This is a genomic window from Pseudomonas sp. TWR1-1-3, assembly GCF_049896805.1.
Classification (GTDB): Bacteria; Pseudomonadota; Gammaproteobacteria; order Pseudomonadales; family Pseudomonadaceae; genus Aquipseudomonas; species Aquipseudomonas bubulae.
In genome coordinates this window covers 1187176-1207782 of record NZ_JAFCUZ010000001.1, presented here as the reverse complement: position 1 = coordinate 1207782, position 20607 = coordinate 1187176, and the positions used below count along the sequence as shown (strand labels likewise).

General features: G+C 56.1%; 11 protein-coding genes and 1 tRNA gene. 9 read left to right on the top strand and 3 right to left on the bottom strand.

Going from position 1 to position 20607, the window contains the following annotated elements; translation table 11 throughout:
- Window positions 1-102: 102 nt before the first annotated feature.
- The 3 genes from ACP7BE_RS05330 to ACP7BE_RS05320 form a co-directional block, all read right to left on the bottom strand.
- Window positions 103-984, bottom strand: coding sequence for an esterase/lipase family protein (locus ACP7BE_RS05330; protein WP_095000024.1), 882 nt, complete (start codon window positions 982-984; stop codon window positions 103-105).
- A gap of 109 nt (window positions 985-1093) precedes the next feature.
- Window positions 1094-2182: a 3-deoxy-7-phosphoheptulonate synthase gene (locus ACP7BE_RS05325; protein ID WP_150628488.1), complete on the bottom strand. Its 1089-nt coding sequence runs from the start codon at window positions 2180-2182 to the stop codon at window positions 1094-1096.
- Between the two features lie 654 nt (window positions 2183-2836).
- Window positions 2837-3079 carry a DNA-binding protein gene (locus ACP7BE_RS05320; RefSeq protein ID WP_095018455.1) on the bottom strand — a complete coding sequence of 81 codons (243 nt, stop codon included), beginning with the start codon at window positions 3077-3079 and terminating at the stop codon, window positions 2837-2839.
- Window positions 3080-3160: 81 nt separating this feature from the next.
- Between ACP7BE_RS05320 and ACP7BE_RS05315 the strand changes: the two genes are divergently transcribed.
- The 9 genes from ACP7BE_RS05315 (at window position 3161) to ACP7BE_RS05275 (ending at window position 20528) form a co-directional block, all read left to right on the top strand.
- Complete coding sequence (locus ACP7BE_RS05315) at window positions 3161-3541, top strand: helix-turn-helix domain-containing protein (protein ID WP_095000026.1); 381 nt, start codon at window positions 3161-3163, stop codon at window positions 3539-3541.
- 116 nt (window positions 3542-3657) lie between these two features.
- The gene (gene gacA / locus ACP7BE_RS05310; protein WP_095000027.1) at window positions 3658-4296 is read left to right on the top strand and encodes a response regulator transcription factor GacA; all 639 of its coding nucleotides are present in this window, start codon (window positions 3658-3660) and stop codon (window positions 4294-4296) included.
- 2 nt (window positions 4297-4298) lie between these two features.
- The gene (gene uvrC / locus ACP7BE_RS05305; protein WP_426105033.1) at window positions 4299-6122 is read left to right on the top strand and encodes an excinuclease ABC subunit UvrC; all 1824 of its coding nucleotides are present in this window, start codon (window positions 4299-4301) and stop codon (window positions 6120-6122) included.
- A gap of 32 nt (window positions 6123-6154) precedes the next feature.
- Window positions 6155-6712: a CDP-diacylglycerol--glycerol-3-phosphate 3-phosphatidyltransferase gene (gene pgsA / locus ACP7BE_RS05300; RefSeq protein WP_016781234.1), complete on the top strand. Its 558-nt coding sequence runs from the start codon at window positions 6155-6157 to the stop codon at window positions 6710-6712.
- Window positions 6713-6775: 63 nt separating this feature from the next.
- A tRNA-Gly gene (locus ACP7BE_RS05295) sits at window positions 6776-6851 on the top strand.
- A 538-nt stretch (window positions 6852-7389) separates the two neighbouring features.
- Complete coding sequence (locus ACP7BE_RS05290) at window positions 7390-8661, top strand: OmpP1/FadL family transporter (RefSeq protein WP_095018457.1); 1272 nt, start codon at window positions 7390-7392, stop codon at window positions 8659-8661.
- 333 nt (window positions 8662-8994) lie between these two features.
- Complete coding sequence (locus tag ACP7BE_RS05285) at window positions 8995-19119, top strand: hemagglutinin repeat-containing protein (RefSeq protein WP_426105030.1); 10125 nt, start codon at window positions 8995-8997, stop codon at window positions 19117-19119.
- A gap of 8 nt (window positions 19120-19127) precedes the next feature.
- Window positions 19128-19496 carry a hypothetical protein gene (locus ACP7BE_RS05280; protein ID WP_426105029.1) on the top strand — a complete coding sequence of 123 codons (369 nt, stop codon included), beginning with the start codon at window positions 19128-19130 and terminating at the stop codon, window positions 19494-19496.
- 594 nt (window positions 19497-20090) lie between these two features.
- Window positions 20091-20528, top strand: coding sequence for a hypothetical protein (locus tag ACP7BE_RS05275; RefSeq protein WP_426105027.1), 438 nt, complete (start codon window positions 20091-20093; stop codon window positions 20526-20528).
- Window positions 20529-20607: the final 79 nt, after the last annotated feature.

The following is a 20607-nucleotide window of genomic DNA, read 5'->3' as shown; positions in this document are numbered from 1 at the left end:
GTGTACTCCATTCAAGAAAGTGCCGAGCCTACCGGATTCAGTAGGGTTTTTCTCGGCAAAAAGTGCGCTTAGCTATATTTCGTTGCGGGTTTGCCGGTGGGCTTATGCTCCCGCTGCCTTTAGCCGTCTGGCGTGATCGAGGTAATGGGCGACAGGGTCAATGCGTGTGCGGTTCATTCTGGCCAGATGATTGATGGTGTCCAGGTGGTCCATTGCATAGTCCGAGCCGATCACATGGCCCAGATGCGAGCTGAAACGTCCGACCAGCCCGTCGTTCTGTTTGCTCTCGCGGGTAAAGAAACTGCCAAAGATGCGGCAGGCATTGTGTAGAGGGTCGAGCAGATTTAGCGACTCCGACAACCGTGAGCCCTTGATGATGCCGCTCCATGAGTAATAAAGAACGTCATTGACCTGCTCGGGGCCCATGCCGCCCCATGTGGCGGGCAGGCCCTGGGGGTATTTCAGGTTGAAGGCGGCAACGCCTTCGGTGGTCAGCGCGTTGAGGGCTTCAAGGGCGTGTTGCGGTAATTGCCGGTGGCCGGTGATCGCGGACAGGAAACTGGAAAACGAGGTGGTCAGGGCGGCGGCGACGGTTTCGGGGAGCGATCCGGGCACGAAGGCCTGGCGCAAGCGGTCTGCTGCTTCGGAGCCATGATTCGGTCCGCTGACGGAGGTGACGGAGGCGATCAGAAGGGGGGCCACGGCTGCCGCATAGCGGGCTGTCAGGGCACCCTGGCTGTGGCCGATCAGGTTGACCCGTGTTGCCCCGGTGCGCGAGCAAACCCCGCGTATGTATTCAAGCAGCTGCTCGCCCCGGGTCTCGTTGTTGTTGGCGGCCGAGATGATCGGTACGAAAACCCGGGCGCCCGATCCGCCGAGCGCTTGCTTGATGCCTTTGAAGTAGTTGAATGGGCCTATGCGGCCGAAACCGAAGAGGCCGTGTACCAGTAATATCGGATACTTGGTATTGGCTGAGTCGTCCATGGGCTATTTTCCAGGTGTTTTTTAACCATAAAAACACCTTAGTCGATACCGGCTTCGCGCAACCGTAGGCATTGTCCCTGGTTGCGCTGTGGTTTGCCGAACGCGTCTGTCAGGCGATGGCCTTGGCAGTGTGGCGCTGTGTTTGCAACTGATGTGCGGCGTTACGCAGCAGTTGCTCGGTCGCGTCCCAGCCCAGGCAGCCATCGGTCACCGAGACCCCGTAGCGCATGTTTGCACCCAGGGACTGGCAGCCTTCGAACAGATGGCTTTCGAGCATCATGCCGATCAGCGAGTGATCGCCGGCAAGACGTTGTTCAAGCACATCATTGAAGACTTGCGGCTGGCGCAGTGGGTCTTTGCCACTGTTGGCGTGGCTGCAATCGACCATCATGCGGGCCGGGATGGCGGACTTCTCAAGCCCTGCACGCGCCTTGGCGACGCTGGCGCGGTCGTAGTTGGGACCGCTGTGGCCGCCGCGCAACACCAGATGGGTGTCGGGGTTGCCACGGGTCTCGACGATTGCCGGGTGGCCCTGGCTGTCGACGCCGAAGTGACGATGGCTGTGGGCGGCGGAGCGCATGGCGTCGCAGGCAATGGCCACGCCGCCGTCGGTGCCGTTCTTGAAGCCCACCGGCAAATCAAGCCCGCTGGCCATTTCGCGGTGGATTTGCGATTCCGTGGTGCGGGCGCCAATAGCTACCCAGCCCAGCAAGTCGTCGAAGTAGCCGGCGGCGATGGGTTGCAACAGCTCGGTGGCGACCGGCAGGCCCATGCGCAGCATCTCCAGCATCAATTCGCGCGAAAGGGTCAGGCCGTGGGCCATGTCATCGCTGCCGTCCAGGTGCGGGTCGTAGGCCAGGCCTTTCCAGCCCACGGTGGTGCGCGGTTTTTCAATGTAAGCACGCATTACCAGCAGCATGTCGTCGCGCACATCATGGGCGAGGGCAGCCAGGTTGCTGGCGTATTCCAGGGCGGCGACGGGATCGTGGATGGAGCAAGGGCCGACCACCACCAGTAAACGGGAATCTTCACCGTCAAGGATGGCGCGAATGGCCTGGCGCTGGCTGCTGATCTGGACGCTCAGGGCATCGCTGAGGGGCAGTTGCTGTTTGAGTTGTGCTGCCGTGGGCAGGCGACGGGTCGTCACCGGGGCAGATACGGCGTGTACGGTTGGCAGGGCGGATACGGATGCGTTCATGGTTCGGGCTTCCTGGGCAGGCGGCGGGTTGTCCCGCGCGCTCAGCCCTAGTGGGGTGTTCGACAATTGGCCAGACTGGCTGTAAGTACGTGCGTGCCACCAATGTGGGTCCGTTCGGAGGCGGCAGGCTGTCCCGAACGGCGGCTGATAAATCGCCATGCAGTGCAAAGGTCGAAACGGTAATAAGTGGCGTAGTTCATGGGGTAAATCCTCAATTCAAGAAAATGTCAGGGGCCAAAAAAACAAAACCCCCGGTCGGGAAGCCGACCGGGGGTGAGAATTCTCTGTCAGGCGACCCCTAAGTAGTGGGCGCCGTGTGGGTATCAGGCGCGCCAGTGGCTAAACCAATACCCAAAATAAAATCGTGCTGTGGAGTGCATGTTGTTCGCGCACACAGCAGCAGCCAGACGCGATTGGCGTGTGGTCATGCAGATGGCGGTGGTGGCGTGATGCAACATGGGTGGTCTCCGATTGATGGTTTGCAGCTTACGCGAGGCGAACGGGCAGATTCAATAAGAAAATACTATCTGGAACTCCCACGATCACTATTGGCCTGTACGTGTGCAATGCCAGGGCAGGGCGCAGAGCCCTGTAATCGGGCCTCTGAGCCAGTATAAACACTAAATCGGGCCTGTCGCCCGATTAGGCGCATACTCAAGCTAACTCATCATCCTTAGCTTCTGTCAGATGCGTGCCCTGGGACGGAATGATCCCGTCCTTCATGCCCAGAAGAACCGCTACCTTGTGGGCTTCACCACGTTTCCCCTTTTTGCGCCCGGCGAGCACTTGATAAGTGGTAGCTGGGTCTATGCCATGTTCCCGAGCGAACTCTTGAACGGACTTTCCCTGGTGTTCCAGCCATGCCTTGGCTTGTGCAGCGGTACGAATTCCGGTCATAGTTCAAAACCGTTCAAAGTTGTTTAATATTTATCGATTATACCATCCTTGTGGGTGTTTAAAATGGGATCCTACATCCAAATGAGTGGAATTGGTTTGCGCTTGCGGCAGGAGCGAGAGCGGCTAGGTTTGTCGCAAAAAACTTTTGGCGAAATCGGTGGTGTCGAGGCTAATGCCCAGGGCAAATATGAAAATGGTGACCGCGCACCCAAGGCAGATTACTTGTCGCGCGTTGCTGCCCGGGGTGTTGACGTGCTTTACGTGTTGACCGGCAGTCCAACCCCGACCCTGCTCGATAATTTGAGTCATCTTGAAGAGAAGGTGCTGATCAGTTACAGGGTGCTGCACAAGGAGGATCAGGACGCCATTCGCCGCCTCACCACTACCCTGGCAGAATTATCGGCACCTCAAGCGGCAAAGGAACGCCGTGATCCTAAGGAGGTAGATCCCGTCAAGGAATGAATGTTTAAAAGGATTTAATGCTTTGGCAGGGATAGTTGACGCAAGTCGATAGGTTGGTGCTTTAGTTTTTGCTAAGGTGTCGGCAATCAACCAAGACCAATTTGCGAGGTGTCGACTTGATTCGGGTTCTAGTGGTCGATGACCACGATCTTGTGCGTACAGGGATCACACGAATGCTGGCCGATATCGAAGGTCTGCAGGTGGTCGGTCAGGCCGAGTCCGGCGAAGAGTCGTTGCTCAAGGCTCGTGAATTGAAGCCGGATGTGGTCCTGATGGATGTCAAAATGCCTGGCATTGGTGGTCTTGAGGCTACTCGCAAGATGATGCGCAGCCACCCGGATATCAAGGTTGTCGCTGTGACCGTGTGTGAAGAAGACCCTTTTCCTACGCGCTTGCTGCAAGCAGGCGCGGCGGGTTACATGACCAAAGGTGCCGGTCTGGCTGAAATGGTTCAGGCAATTCGCCAGGTGTTCGCAGGCCAGCGCTATATCAGTCCGCAAGTGGCACAGCAACTGGCGCTCAAATCTTTTCAGCCTGCCAGCGACTCTCCCTTCGATGCCTTGTCCGAGCGCGAAATCCAGATCACCCTGATGATTGTTGGCTGTCAGAAGGTTCAGGTTATTTCTGACAAGCTTTGTTTGTCGCCCAAGACGGTAAACACCTATCGCTACCGTATTTACGAGAAGCTCTCGGTCAAGAGCGATGTTGAGCTGGCCTTGCTGGCCGTTCGTCACGGCATGGTTGATGCTGGTTAGAGATGACAGACGTGTTTGATGCAAGTGCATTTCTTTCGACCTGCAGTGGTCGACCCGGCGTGTATCGCATGTTCGACAGCGATGCGCGGCTTCTCTATGTGGGCAAGGCCAAGCACCTGAAAAAACGCCTGGCCAGCTATTTTCGCAAAACCGGCCTGGCGCCCAAGACGGCTGCACTGGTTGCGCGTATCGCGCAAATTGAAACCACTATTACCGCCAACGAAACCGAAGCGCTGTTGCTTGAGCAGACGCTTATCAAAGAGTGGCGTCCGCCGTACAACATCCTGTTGCGCGACGACAAGTCCTACCCCTATGTGTTTTTGTCGGATGGTCAATACCCGCGGCTGAGTATTCACCGCGGTGCCAAAAAACTGAAAGGCAAGTATTTCGGGCCTTACCCCAGCGCCGGCGCCATCCGTGAAAGTCTGAGTATCCTGCAGAAGACTTTTCTGGTGCGTCAGTGCGACGACAGCTACTTCAAAAACAGAACGCGACCTTGCTTGCAGTACCAGATCAAGCGTTGCAAGGCGCCTTGCGTCGGCCTTGTTGACCCGCTGGAATATGCCGAGGACGTACGCCATTCGATCATGTTCCTTGAAGGGCGTAGCAGTGCCCTGACCGATGAGTTGAACGCAGCCATGGAACAGGCTGCCAGCACGCTGGACTTCGAGCGTGCCGCTGAGGTGCGTGACCAGATTTCCTTGCTGCGCCGGGTTCAGGACCAGCAAAGCATGGAGGGCGGTAACGGCGACGTGGACGTGATTGCCGCTTTCGTCAACCCGGGCGGCGCCTGTGTGCACCTGATCAACGTGCGCGGCGGGCGTGTGCTGGGCAGCAAGAATTTTTTCCCTCAGGTAGGTATTGAGGAAGATGTCGCCGAAGTCATGGCGGCCTTTCTTGGCCAGTACTACATCAGCAGCCCCGAGCGCGACCTGCCCAGCGAGTTGATCGTCAACGTGGAGCATGAGAGCTTCGGGGCGATTATCGATGCAATCGCCGAGCTGCGTGGCCGAGAGCTGGCGATCAGCTATCGTGTGCGCGGCACCCGGGCACGCTGGCAGCAGTTGGCGGTCACCAATGCCGAGCAAGCGCTGATGGCCCGCCTGACCAATCGCCTGCATGTGGCGGCGCGTTTTGAAGCCTTGGCCCAGGTATTGAAACTCGACGAGATTCCGCAGCGCCTGGAGTGCTATGACATCAGCCACTCCAGCGGCGAGGCCACTGTGGCGTCCTGCGTGGTGTTTGGCCCCGAGGGGCCGATCAAGTCCGACTACCGGCGCTTTAACATTGAAGGTGTCACGCCAGGCGACGACTATGCCGCCATGCACCAGGCACTGATGCGGCGCTTCAGTCGACTCAAGGAGGGAGAGGGCAAACTGCCGGACATTCTTCTGGTCGACGGTGGCAAGGGGCAGATGTCGATGGCCCGTGATGTGCTGAATGAATTGGCAGTACCCGACCTGATTTTGCTTGGCGTGGCCAAAGGTACGACGCGCAAGGCCGGTTTTGAAACGCTTTACCTGAATGATGCGGCCCATGAATTCACCCTCAAGGGTGACTCGCCGGCCTTGCATCTGATCCAGCAAATCCGTGACGAGGCCCACCGCTTTGCAATTACCGGGCACCGGGCGCGACGCGGAAAAACCCGTCGAACCTCAACGCTGGAAGGCATTGCAGGGGTAGGGCCGACCCGCCGCCGAGATTTATTGAAACATTTTGGTGGCTTACAGGAGCTATCTCGTGCAAGCATCGAGGAGATCGCCAAAGCACCCGGGATCAGTAAAAAGCTCGCTGAGTTGATTTATGCAAACCTGCACAGCGAGTAGAATGCCACCTCACCTCGTAGCCAGTTGTGCCGATGAATATCCCTAATTTGATCACCGTACTACGCGTTCTACTTATTCCTTTCTTCATTTTGTTGTTTTACCTGCCTTACAGCTGGAGTTATGCAGCCGCCAGCTCAGTCTTCGCCTTTGCGGCGGCGACCGACTGGCTTGACGGCTACCTGGCCCGCCGGCTGGAGCAGAGCACGCCTTTTGGTGCCTTTCTGGATCCGGTGGCCGACAAGTTGATGGTGGCTGTGGCTTTGGTGTTGCTGGTGCAAGAGCATCACAACGTGTGGCTGACCTTGCCGGCGGCGGTGATTATTGGCCGTGAGATCGTCATCTCCGCGTTGCGCGAGTGGATGGCGGAGCTGGGGGCACGGGCCCAGGTAGCGGTCTCGAACATGGGCAAATGGAAAACCGCAGCGCAAATGCTCGCTCTGGTCATACTGCTGGCCAATCCGTCGGACTTCAGCTTCTGGGTATTGGTAGGGTACGGGTTGCTGTTGGTAGCTGCCGGCTTGACCCTGTGGTCGATGCTCCAGTATTTGCGGGCTGCCTGGCCGCATCTGAAGACCACCTCGGTAAAATAAATAAAACTTTTTAAAACAAAGGCTTGACGCGTTATTAGATTTCTATAGAATGCGCATCACCAAGCGGGAATAGCTCAGTTGGTAGAGCACGACCTTGCCAAGGTCGGGGTCGCGAGTTCGAGTCTCGTTTCCCGCTCCAAACATGGCCCAGTGAATTCAATCGGATTCGCAAGGGCAGAACAAAGGACCTTCGGGTCCTTTTTTCGTTTCTGGCGTTTTATTCGGGGATGCTGAATCGCTCTTCTGAAGCCGCGGGCTGAAAATGATGTGCGCCCGACACAGCGTATTGATCTATTAAATGCCCAACCGTTTGCTATTCCCTGGCCTGTTTGATTGAGACGTTGAATATGGGTTTATTTAAAGTTCACAGCTCTTTCAAGAAAAGCGCACTTGCCCCGCCAGCGGCCCACTTCACTCAAGTCCGGCGCCATCAGCTCCCGGACAGCAGATTGCGATTTCATGTTTAGTGCATCATGTTTAATGATCTTTAGCGCTTTAATATGTTAGCGAAATCAATCAGTTGATCAGCTCTGCCCATCAGCGGGTATTCGCCCGCTGAATAACGGCGCGCTCTTGTTGTATTGTCCTACAAGGCAATTGATTTCTATATAACAGGCTCTGGCAACGGATCAGGAATATTGGTAGTTTGCGCCCCGTTGATCACTGGACCTCTAATAATGAAAAAACTATTCTTCAAGACCACCCTCGGTCTTGCCGTTGCACTTGCGTCGTCTCAGCTACTTGCCAGCGGTCTTGCAATCAATGAACAAAGTATCAGCGGTATGGGCACCGGTTTCGCCGGTCGATCGTCCTCCGCGGATGATGCCAGTACCGTTTACGGCAACCCTGCCGGCATGGCGCGCCTGAAACAGGAGCAGGTGAGTGCAGGTGCTGCCTTGCTCGTGGCGAAAACCGATATCAGCCATACCCGCAGTACCTTTGGCGGCAAGGAAGACGGCGATATGGTGCCGTTGACTGCGGTGCCAATGGGTTATTACGTCAAGCCGATTGATGAACACTGGGCTTTCGGTGTCGGTTTCTATGTGCCGTTTGGTTTGATTACGGACTATGGCAGTGGTTTCGCCGGCCGCTACTTCGCCAATAAAAGCAAGATTCAAGTCATGACGTTCCAGCCTACGGTCAGCTATGCCTTCAATGACAAGGTGTCGATCGGGTTTGGTCCGACCATCAACCGCATTGACGGTGAACTGACTTCACAAGTGCCAAATGCCCTTACCCCGGGCAGTAACGACGGCAAGGTGAAGATCAGCGGCGATGACACGGCCATCGGTTTCAACGCCGGTATCCTGGTACAGGCCACTGACAGCACCCGTGTGGGCCTGACGTATCACTCCAAGGTCAGTTACAACCTCAAGGGCACTACCAAGGTCACTGGCGGTACCTTCAGCCTGCTGGGCCTCAGCGGCCAGAGCTACGATGCCAAGCTGGACCTGGACACGCCGGAGTCCGTGGACTTCTCGGTCACTCACCAGCTCAATGATGACTGGACTCTGTATGCGGGGAGCACCTGGACCCGCTGGAGCCGCCTCAAGGACATTACCGCTCAGAACAGTGATGTCAGCCCGCGTCTTGGCGGCTCGTTGAGCACCATTACCGAGGAGCAGAACTGGCACGACACCTGGGCCCACGCCATTGGCGTCGCGTATCAGTTGAATCCGCAATGGGTGTTGCGCACGGGCTTGTCAGTCGATGAGTCGCCGACCAACAACAGCAACCGTTCGCCGCGTATCCCCACCGGTGACCGTACCGCCATCAGCTTCGGCGCTGGCTGGACGCCGGTGAGTAACATGACGATCGACCTGGCGTACTCCTACCTGTGGGAAGACAGTACCAAGGTCAACGACAGCTCGGCTTCCAAGGGCGCGTACAGCTCTACCTACAAAAACAGCGCGAGCGGTTTTGGTACTTCGATCACCTATCGTTTCTGATCTGCGGGTTTACGCAATATCACTGCAGTGATCTGAAGCAGAGTAGGGCCAGATATGTTTCGCATTTATTGCGGCGCATATCTGGCTCAAACCCTAGGGCGTGCTACTACAGATCAAATTTATGGCAGTGACAGTCAGCTGCTCTGAAGAGACGTTTCGCTATTGATATCGGAAGCGTCCTAACTCTTTTCATTCAAACATATCCAAGACTTACCCCACCCGGAGACGCGCCAAGGCTTTTGCCTGCGAATTGTCTCGTTGAAAAGACTTTGCCTCACTCATCAAGTTTGGCGAATCACGGATGGAGTAAGCATGTTTGGATGTTATCTCGGGATGAGGTCTTTATTTCCGGTTGTACCGGGCAGCCTGGCCAAGCTGGGTTTGTTATCCCCAGAAACCGACAGGGATGATCGGCATTCAGCCTTCTTGGCCCGCCAGTCTTCAGCAGCACTGCATGCCCGGGAATCTTTCCTGGGCATGCCTAAACGTGGCCTGGCCTTTATTTTGGCCAATGCGCTGTTCTGGCAACCACTGCTGGTGCAGGCCGAAGGCATCGTTGTCAGCGGGCCAGGCACCAGCCTGGGAGCGGCGGGTAATGGCGTTCCGATCGTCAATATTGCTGCACCCAATGGCAGCGGTCTGTCGCATAACCAGTTCAATGACTACAACGTCGGTGCCAATGGCCTGATCCTCAACAACGGCATTGACCGTACCCAGTCGACCCAACTGGGCGGCATCATCCTAGGCAACCCGAACCTGCAGGGCAACGCCGCCCATATCATTCTCAACGAAGTCAACGGCGGCAGTCCCAGCCAGTTGCGCGGTTATACCGAAGTGGCGGGGCAGTCGGCCAAGGTGATCGTGGCCAACCCCTACGGTATTACCTGTAATGGCTGCGGTTTTATCAATACTCCCAGTGTCACGCTTAGCACGGGCAAACCTCTGTTTGATAATGGTCGTCTGGATCGTTATCAGGTTGATGGCGGTACGGTGACCATTGACGGTCAGGGTTTGAACGCCAGTAATATCGATCGCTTCGACATCATCACCCGCTCGGCGAAGATCAACGCCCAGATCAATGCGCGTCACTTGACGGTGATTGCCGGTCGCAACGACGTCAATGCCCGGACCCTGCACGCCACTGCGCGCGCGGATGACGGCAGCGCCAAGCCGCAGTTGGCAATTGACTCCAGCGCCTTGGGCGGAATGTATGCGGGCGCCATCAGGCTGGTGGGTACCGAGGCCGGTGTCGGGGTCAAGCTGGACGGAACGCTGGCGGCCAGTGGCGGGGATATACAGCTCGATGCCAATGGGCATTTGCGTATGGCTCAAGTCACGGCCAGCAGTGCGATCACAGGCAAGGCTGGAAGTCTCGATGCCCAAGAGGCGATCTATGCTGGCAGCACACTGGATATGCAGGCTCAAGGCAACCTGAGCAGCCGTAAAAACCTTATCGCACGTGACAGCATAAAGCTCTCCAGCGGCGCGCAGTTGACCAATCACGGCATTATCGAGGCAGGGGTCAATGCCGACCATTCCCGCAACAGTCATGGCGATGTGTACATCGCCGCAAAAACGCTTGCGAACACACACGCCAGCATCATTGCCAGTCGTCACCTGACAGCTAGCGCCCAAATCCTGAGCAATCAGGGGGGCACGCTGAGCGCCAAACAGGCCGCCAGCATCCGTGCAGACACTCTGGATAACCAGAACAAAGGGCGGATTCTGAGTAGCGCCAGTCTCGACCTCAAAACTGATCGGTTACTTAACAGCCAAGGTCTGGTTTCAGCCAGCAGCATCGACGCCCGGATCGGCAGCCTGGACAACCGCACTGGCATGCTCAGCAGTCAGGGTGAGATGCGCCTGGCCGTTGATGGCACATTGCAGAACCGCAGTGGCGTAGTGATAGCCGACGGCAACGCAAGCGTAACTGCAACCCGCCTCGATAACAGCAGCGGCCGGATTTCCGGCAAGCAGAACCTCAAGGTTCAAGTGCAGGATCTAAACAACCAGCAAGGTCAACTGATCGGCCAAGGTGCCGTCCAACTGAGTAGTAATACCCTGGACAACCGTCATAAAGGCCTGGTCGGCGGCGCTCAAGGGCTGACGCTTGATGTGGCCGATATCGATAACCGTGAAGGCGAAGTGTCGAGCCAGGCTGGTTTGTCGTTGACGGGTTTTCGTCTGGACAACACGGGCGGCAGGCTTACCAGCGAAAAACACAGCCGTCTTGAGCTTAGTGCCGGCGTGGCAAACACCTTGGGCCTGATCAGCAGTGAAGGCGGGTTAAGCCTCTCTGCGACTGAGTTGTCCAACCACCAGGGCAGCATTTCCAGCGCTGGCCAACTTGCTATCAGCAGTGGTGGGTTGAACAACGAAAAGGGTTCGCTGCAGGGCAAGGCCATCACGCTCGACTTGGGTACTGCCACAGGCGATCTCAACAATATGGGTGGCCTGATCACCACAGCAGGCCCTTTGGCCCTCAAGCACCTGCGAGACCTGAACAACCGTGGCGGTGAGATTTCCACTACGCAAACCCTCCGCCTGAGTGTCCGCAACCTTGATAATACGGGCGGCAAGCTGATCAGCAATAACCTTTTGGACATCAATGGCGACAACCTGCTCAATCAGGGCGGGCTGATCTCCGGCTGGCAGGGTTTGAATGCCACCGGTACAACGCTCGACAATCGCAACAGCGGCAAACTGTCCAGCCTTTACGGCAACCTTGATGCCCATCTCAGCTCCAGCCTTCTCAATAGCGGTACAGGTATTCTGGTCAGCCAAAAAAACCTGACCGTCACAGCGGCCAACCTGGACAACAGCGCTCAGGGCAATATAACCAGTGCTGGCGCCCAAAGCCTTGATGTCAGTGGTTGGCTGAACAACGCCGAGGGCGGGGTGATTGACAGTGGTGCGGCTCTGTATCTGAGTGCGCGTGATCTCGACAACAGTGCTGGCAGTATCAAAGGTGCCGCCGCCACAACCCTCGACCTGCCTGGCACCTTGACCAACACCCGCGGCAAGCTGTCCAGCGGTGGCCCGCTATTGATCCAGCGGGCGGCGCAGATCGACAACCAGGGCGGTGAGCTGGTCAGCAGAAGCGTGCTGAGCCTGATGACCGCTGGCCTGGACAACCGCAATCGCGGCACAGTCGCGGCAGATGGCAAGTTGGACATTAGCGTCAGTGGCCTGGTGCAAAACAGCAATGACGGCCTGATCTACAGCCAGGACGGCGACCTCAAACTTACCGCTAGCCGGCTGGACAACGCCAAGGGCAAGGTGCAAGGCAAGACCGGCTTAGAACTGGACATTACTGAAAATATCGACAATCAGGGTGGCAAACTGATTGCCCAAAACGGTGATTTGGCGATCAAGGCCGCCAACCTGGATAACCGTGGTGGTGAGCTTGGCAGCCTCAAGCAAGCCCTCAATGCTCGCGTAGTCGGTGTACTGCGCAACGGTGTGGCAGGGATCATCCAGGGCCAGCGTCTGAATCTGATCGCGGGCAGTATCGATAACGTCGGCGGGAAAATCTCAGCGCAAGTGGGCGATGCCCTCGTGACCACCGACGCTTTTGACAATCGCGACGGCAATCTCTACGTCAAGCGTCTGCTGACAATAACCGGCAACGCCTTCGACAACAGCGGCGAAACAGGTGGGCGTGTGGCAGCAGAGCACGTCAGCCTCGATCTGAGCGACGCCCTGAATAACCATAAAGGCCTTATCGAAAGCACAGGAACCCTGAGTGTCAGCGCCGCCAGCGTGGATAACCGGACGGGGCAGTTGCGTACGCTGGGTACCAGCGGCGATACCTTGTTCCAGATTGGCGGGCTGCTGGACAACCGCAATGGCACCCTGGAAAGCGCCAATACTGAGTTGACGTTACTCGCGGGCAGCTTCCAGAACGCGGGTGGCAAGGTACTGCATTCCGGCAGCGGCACTTTCGCCATTGATCCGTCGATCCTCGACAACGTTGGCGGCAGTCTGGTGAGTCGAGGTGGCCTGACCCTCAACCAGGACAGCTGGACCAACAGCAGCGTGATTCAGGCCGCGCGCCTGACAGTCAACGTCAACAGCCTCAATCAAGTTGCGGGCGGCCAGTTACTGGCATCCAACAGTTTTGTTGGCGCAGGCGGGAACTGGTCCAACAACGGTTTGCTCGCCAGTGACGGCACTCTGAGTATCAACCTGGAGGGTACTTATTCGGCCAGTGGTCGGCTGAGCAGCCTCGGATCCCTGGATCTGCGCGCCGCGCAACTGCACTTCAGCGAAACCGCCACCCTGGCCGGTGGTGACGGCACCCGGGTCACAGTGGCAGGACAGTTGAACAACGCCGGGCGGATGACGTCTGCGACCGACCTCAACCTCATTGCCAATGAGGTGTCCAACACCGGCACACTGGGGGCTGGCGCGAACCTTGTGCTCACTGCCGACACAGCACTCAATCGCGATGGTCTGATTTTCAGCGGCGGTGACATGCAGCTGCTGACCACCACCTTCACCAATGCCTATGCGACGGTCTATGGCCTGGGCGATGTGCTGATCGCCAAAGATACAGATCACAACCAGGCCGATTTGCTGGATAACCGCTCCGGCACGGTGGAAAGCGCGCAGAACCTGAGCATCCGCGCCATGACCGTGAATAACGTGCGGGATGTGCTGGAATACACGGCCCAGGAAAAAAGCTCGGTGACCATCACTGAGCTCGATTGCAACTTGATACCTGGTGCCGGGTGTGACTTTCGTCGTAAAGGGCGGCGAAACGGCCTGTGGCAAATCGATGAAACCGATCGCCTGAACGTTACCCGAAGCACAGCGGCTTCGCTCTTGGGCAGTGGCGCGGACCTCCAGATCCACGCCGGGACGCTCAATAACCACAGCAGCACCATTGCCGCCACAGGCAACGTGACGGCCACCGCAGAGACCCTTAACAACCTGGGCGTGCAAGGGCAGGAGATCACCACCACCCGCACGTACTGGAACTATGTCACACAGATTTTTGCGGCCATCCCGGCGGCTGCCAATTTCAATGCCAAAAACAGCCCCACACCCTCGGCCACCGTTGAGTCTGACCTGAGTTACTTTATTGGCCTGCTGGGCGGTGGCAAGCTATCGCACACCACCCGCACCCAAAACATCGACGGGCAGGCCCATGACGCGGTGATCCAAGCCGGGGGCGACGTCAACCTCAGTGCCGGGCAAAGCCTTAACAACAGCGTGATCCGGCCGTACTACGGTTATGTCGCTGCCGGCCGTACGCCAACCGACACGGGCGCGGGAAGTGGCTACTCCACACCGATCCACATCAACGCCCAATTGCCAGCGGATGTGGCCCAGCAACAAGTGAACCCGGTAGAGCTGCCCGGCTTCAGCTTGCCTGAGGACCAGAACGGTCTGTTTCGCCTGAGCGGGCAGGGCAGCAGCACTGTGTCGGCCGTTCACTCTCCCTCCCTACCGGTCGACCTCTCAGGTGCAGCAGGTTCTGCAACAGCGATTGACGGCCTGACCATCAACCGTGTTCAGGGCTTGCCTGACACAAACGTTGTAACCAGCCCGCACAAATACCTGATCGAAACCAACCCGGCTCTGACCCACCTCAAACAATTTATGGGCTCGGACTACCTGCTGGCGAAGTTGGGTTACGAGCCGGACCAAAGCCAGAAGCGCCTGGGTGACGGCTTTTATGAACAGCGCCTGATTCAGCAAGCCCTCACCGCCCGTACTGGCCAGCGTTTTATCGACGGCCAAACCAGCGATGCGGCGACGTTTAAATACCTGATGGACAATGCTGTCGCCAGCAAGCAGGCGCTCAACCTCTCGGTGGGTATCACCCTGACAAGCGAACAGATCGCGGCCCTGACCCACGATATCGTCTGGTTGGAAAGCACCACGATCAACAACCAGCAAGTGCTGGTTCCGGTGTTGTACATGGCCCAGGCGAACAAACGCCTGGCCCCTAATGGCGCATTGATTGCCGGAAACAACGTCAACCTGATCACAGGTCAAGACCTCAAAAACGTCGGCACCTTGCGGGCCACAGAAAACCTGTCAGCCAACGCAGGTAACCACCTGATCAACAGCGGCCTGATCGACGCCGGCAACCGCCTCGACCTGCTGACGGGCAATAACCTGAGCAACAAGGCGGGCGGCATCCTTGCCGGGCGCGATATCAGCCTAACGGCCAGCAAGGGTGATCTACTCAATGAGCGCACCGTTATCCGTCATAACAGCAGCAACGGCTATCGCAGCGAACGCACCGACTTCATGGACAGCGCCGCTCGCATTGAAGCGGCGAACAACCTGTCTCTGCACGCGGGCCGCGACGTCCACAGTGTTGGTAGCGTAATCAAAAGCGGCGCAGACACCACCATTAAGGCAGGTCGTGACGTCAACCTTATTGCCACAGAACAACGCAACAGCCAGGTTGCCGGCACACTGTCGCGTGGCGAGAGCGTCACCCAATATGGCTCTGTCATTGAAGCGGGTCGCGACTTCCAGATTGTTGCCGCGCGGGATATCAGCGCTATCGCCAGCCAGATTGCAGCCACCCGCGACCTGGCCATGGCCGCATCGGGCGACCTGACCCTGGCCTCGGCTGCAAACGAGCAGCACAGCGCGCTCAACACCAAAAAAGTCAAAACCCGGGACGATCGCGTCAGTCAGGTCTCGAGCGTGGTCAAGGCCGGTGGCGATGTGACGCTGAGTGCCGGGCAGGATATGGCGGTAATTGGCAGTCGGGTGGAGGCGGGCGGTGAAGCATACCTGGTGGCTGGCGCAAGCCTTGAGCTCAAGTCCGCAGAGGAGCTGGATTACAGCTTCTATAGCAAGAGCAAAAAAAGCTCGTCCGGAAAATCCTTCCGCCTGAACGAAACTGACACTCTCACTAACGTTGGCAGTCTGGTCAACTCGGGGGGTAACAGCACCCTTGTGGCGGGTGATGACCTGCTCATGCAGGGCAGTGCGGTCAATGCCAGGCAAGGTGCTGCCAAGCTGCTTGCGGGCAACGATATTCAGATCCTCGCCGCCAGTGATTCCAGCAGTGTGCGCCACGAGAACAGTCAAAGTAAAAGCAGTTGGGGTGGCCTGAACTCGAGCAAGGCCAAGCGTCAGGTCAGTGAAGCCAGCACGACAGCTGTAGGAAGCATTGTCTCGGGTGACACGGTCAATGTGGCTGCCAGGCGAGACGTAAAAGTCACGGGTTCGGCGCTGGTCAGCACCGATGACCTTACTGTTCAAGCCGGGCGTGACCTGACTGTTGATGCGGCAATCAACACGTTTTCGCGAACTGAGATGCGCAAGGAGAAAAAGCGCGACCTCACAGGTGTGCTGACCGGGAACAACCTTGGGTTGGACGATATTAGCGGCAACCTGCATCTTTCCAACAGTGGCCAAAAGCACAACGGCACTGCACAGGAGAGCACCTTGCAGGGCAGCACCCTGGGCTCCAGCGTCGGTGACGTGATCCTGACTGCGGGTCGTGAGTTGAAGGTGATAGCCAGTGACTTGGTCAGTACCCAGGACATGGGCCTGAGCGGTTCCAATGTCACCATCGCCGCGGGTACTGAAACCGCGTACCAGACCACTCGAGACAGCTCCAGGAGTATGGGTGTGGGGCGGGTAGTGGGTGGCATGGTGGTCGATACGGTCACCAGCATTCGTAACGACGTGCGGGCTTCGCAGCAGGCTGACGACAGCCGTCTCAAGGCAGTCAAGGGCGCGCAGGCGTTGCTGTCTGCTTACAACGCCGCAGGCAATATGGATGCCAGTGCCGCGAATGTGTCAGAAGGTAAGCCAGCCAATAGCGGTGGCGCGCTGATAAAAATCGGTACCGAACTGGGCTCCACTAACAAGAAAAGCAGCAGTGAGTACAACGCTGAAACAGCCAGGCAATCCACCCTCAACAGTGGCGGCAGTCTGGCCATTGTGGCAACAGGCAATGCCCCCGACACCCAGGGCGATATTCATGTCATTGGCAGCAGCCTCAAGGCTAGAGACACCCTGTTGCGGGCAGAGCATGACATCACCCTGGAAAGCGCCCAAGACCGGAAAAGCTGGGACAACCAAAGTAAAAACGACAAAACCAGTATGGGTGTCAGCTTCAATGTGGGTGAACAAACGGGTTTCACCCTCGACCTTGGCGCACAACTGGCCAAGGGCATGGGTAAAGGGCGGGAAGTCAGCCAGGTCAACAGCACGTTAGACACTGGACTGCTGGTGCTCAAAAGCGGCCAGGACACTGCGTTGGCCGGTGCTCAAGTGCGGGCGGATGTCATCAAGGCTGATATCAGTGGCAATCTGAGCATGGCTTCACGTCAGGGTGAAGCCCGCCAGAAGAACAGGCAAACCAGCGGTGGCGTGGGCGGGAGCATTTGTGTGCCCCCGTTTTGTGTGGGCGCTCCGGTATCCGCTTCGGCCAATATCGCTGGCAGCAAAATGAACAGCGATTATCAGGCTGTGACCGATCAGACGGGCCTGTCTGCGGGCACAGGTGGTTACGACATCAACGTCGGAAAAACCACCGCGCTTCTAGGCGCCGTGATTGCCAGCGATGCGCCGGCTGACAAAAACCATCTCAGCACTGATCGCCTGTTGGTCAGTGACATCAAAAATAAAAGCGACATAACAAGTCAGGCCGGGAGTTTGAGCTATTCCGGGGCCTTGGCAGGGGACGTGGTGGATGCCCGCTCGGTCGCTGGCGGCACGCTGCCGGTGTTTCTCAAGGACTCTGAGAAGAGTAAAACCCAAAGCGCCATCAGTGAAGGCACCATCACCGTGCGCAACGCCGATGGCGGCAATGACCTGGTGGGGCTGAATCGCGACACTGTCAACGCCAATCAGCATCTGGATCGGCCTGATGAAAAGGCCATGCAAGCGCGCATCGACCTGATTCAAAGCTCGGCGCAGCTGTCCAGCAGCGTAATTAATAGCGTGGCCAAAGCCAAGGCTGATGCGGCAACCAAACAGGCCAATAAGGCAACTACCCCAGAGCAACAACAAGCGGCTGCGCTTGCGCTGGATGACGCCAGGAGTTGGCAGGTCGGGGGCGATAAACGGCTGATGGCCAATATTGCATCGGGCCTGATCGCGGCGGGCCTGGGAGGGGCAACGGGCAGTACGGCTGTGGGTGTTGTTGCGAACGTATCATCCAGTGAGATTTTTAAAAAAATCGGTGATTTCGCTACCGCGCAAAGAGATAAATCTACGGACAGTGCAGTAAAGGCAGCCTGGGATGAAGGCGGTGCAGCTCGTGTCTTGCTGCATGCGTTGGCGGGTGCGGCAATAGGTTTGTCCAGCGGCAATGCGCAGGCGGGTGCTCTGGGAGCTGGAGCCTCAGCGGCGTTGATGCCATCGGTGGGTCAGGCGCTGAAAGACAGTGGGCTGTCTCGTCAGGAACAAGATGCTATAGCTGCATTGATTGCGACAGGCGTTGGAGCCTCTGCGGGGGCTGGAAGTGGGCCCGGCGAGGCTGTGGTGGCAGGTGGGGCAGGGTTTGGTGTGGAAGCCTTCAATAGGCAGCTGCATAAGCAACAAGAAATTCCGGTTCTGGAGAAAAAGGCCGAAGAGCTTTACAAAACCCTGGGAGCGCCAAGATCCAGTGCCCTTTGGCTGGATTTGTTGATGATTGCTGCGGGTGGCGCCCTGGATGCTGCTGATGAAGCCCGTTTGAGCGGTTTGGTTGCGCAGTCCACAGGCAATGATCCGCAGTCCCGAAATTTTATCGATGACCTGAATATTGCCAAAGGGATTATTGGGCAACTGGCGGCACAGAAAATCCCTCTGAAGTGGGGAGATGGAAGCCAAATTGTTGCCAATGGCGAGAAAGTCTTCGCGTTCAGAGCAACCGAAAAACAGTTCAATGACTCAACCCTGTTCAATGCGTCAGTCTTGCATGGTCAAGGCGTGGTGTATGAGCAATGGCGGCAATACGGCCAGGAGCAAACCAGCGCGCATTCGAAAGAAATGGGTGCGTTGTCCAGTACTGAGTCAGGTATAAAATCGGCTACCCAGCGTTTGTCAGATTTGGCAGGCAAAGGGATTACAACCATAGCGCCCGAGCTTGATGCTGCTATGCTGGTGATGCCAGCAGGTAAGGGCGCCAAGGTCGTCGTTGAGGCGGTTCTTGCCAAAGTGGCGGCTGGTAAGGCTGCATCCGGTGTTGGTGCAAAAAGCATTAATAAGTTTTTTGAAGCCGGTCGAACGCCAAAAGCTAGTGAGTTGAGGCAATATGCGGAAGGCCAAGGTTGGAAGCCTGCTCAGACTGATGGTGGCCCTCTCAAATATCTTGACGAGAATGGCATTTCTCGTGTGACAATTAAACAAGGTAGTTCGCGGGCGCCAGGAAGTGCTGGTCCACATGTTGAGTTTAAAAGCGCGACAGGTCAAAGAATTGATGCCTTCGGTAATCCGGTAACAAGAAAAAACCCGGGTAATCACACGTCAATTGATTTTGATTTGTGAGGATAGCTATGGATTATTATGGAATTCCTTCACTTTCAAATATTTACCTCGAAGATAGCTATGTTTTGTCTGTTCGTGAGGCCGAGGGCTCTCTAGTCTTTGAGCTGGAAGCAGTTCTTACTGAAAACCATCCGAAATATAAAAAACCACAAGAAGGAGAGATGTATTGCTACAGGAAGATTTTGTTGCGCTTTCTAAATGTGGACTATTTCGAATGGCTTGATAGGAGTTTTGCGGTATATGCAGATGCTTCGGGCGATTTCGATTATGGGAATATAGACAGTTTTGTTTGTTGTGGTGGTGGTTATAAACTGGCTGGTGACTGGGGGCGAGTAGCTATCAAGGGGGGTGGGGTAAATGTAATTGTCGAAGATTAGTTGGTGCAAAAGGATCTGCAATTGCACTCCAGAATTTCGGTGGACGCACTAGCAACGAACTGATCGCAGCGGCAGGTGAACCAATCAACAAGGAAGGCTTGACTAAAGCTGCTAAAGCGATAACAAAGGATGCTTAGTGTGGAGGGCATGATGCTGGTGCTGATCAATGAGGTGTTGCGCGATGTCAGATTTTGCTCATTTTTATAGGCGGCAATCTGGCTTGTGAGTTCTTGATGCTTTTTTAGTTATCTGATTCTGGCTGGATCTCATTAACAGTTAGCGAGGGAGTGTAAAGTTTTTTAAAGCTGGATTCAGATCTGGAATTGCTTGAGGTGTCTGAGATAAATGATGAGTTTGCGTATCCGATTTAGTCACTAAGTGGAGTCAGTAAGTGCCTGGGGTTGAAAATATTGTCTGTATATGAGTATGGGGTAAGTGATATAGATGAAGGCTGTATTGGAGTTTATTTTGATTTTGGAGGCTCCGATCTTAGCGTGACTGAGTCTGATGAGTGTCTGTCAGTTACAAAAGGTGTGTTCAAATTTTCAGATAGTAAAATTTCACTGCATAAGCTAAGGGTTTAGATTATGCGTAATGCATGCCAAAGTGGCGACTGGTAGGGCTGCTGCGGGTGTTGGTGCAAAAGGAGTTTTAATTACGATTGAACCAAAGATTGCCGATCAAATGAGTAAGCGGGGGGTGGGCGGAATGGGACTGATTACAGTTGAAGTGTCCGTAGAAGATTTACCTATCACTCCTACATTGGTGTGGTGTGGGACTCCTTTGTTTGATGTTGATGATGCAATCAGGCTGGTCGATTACTGCAAAAAAAACAACATAGTAGTTCTTGGTGTTGAGGGTTTTAAAATTAAGGGGGGCAAAAGAATTCCAGATATGGATTGTATTGTTGACTTTTCCGCGTCATTAAATGAAGTATGCTTTGCTGTGAAATCCATAGAGGCGAGTCGGATAATTATTGTGGGCATAAGGGGTGGTGGTATTTTTATGGAGTTTGTGCTTGTTAGAGTTTAGGTGAGACGAAGTCGGCTAAACTGCATATTCCTACCTATCTTCCGAAAAATATCCATGCAAGACAGTAGGGGAAACATAT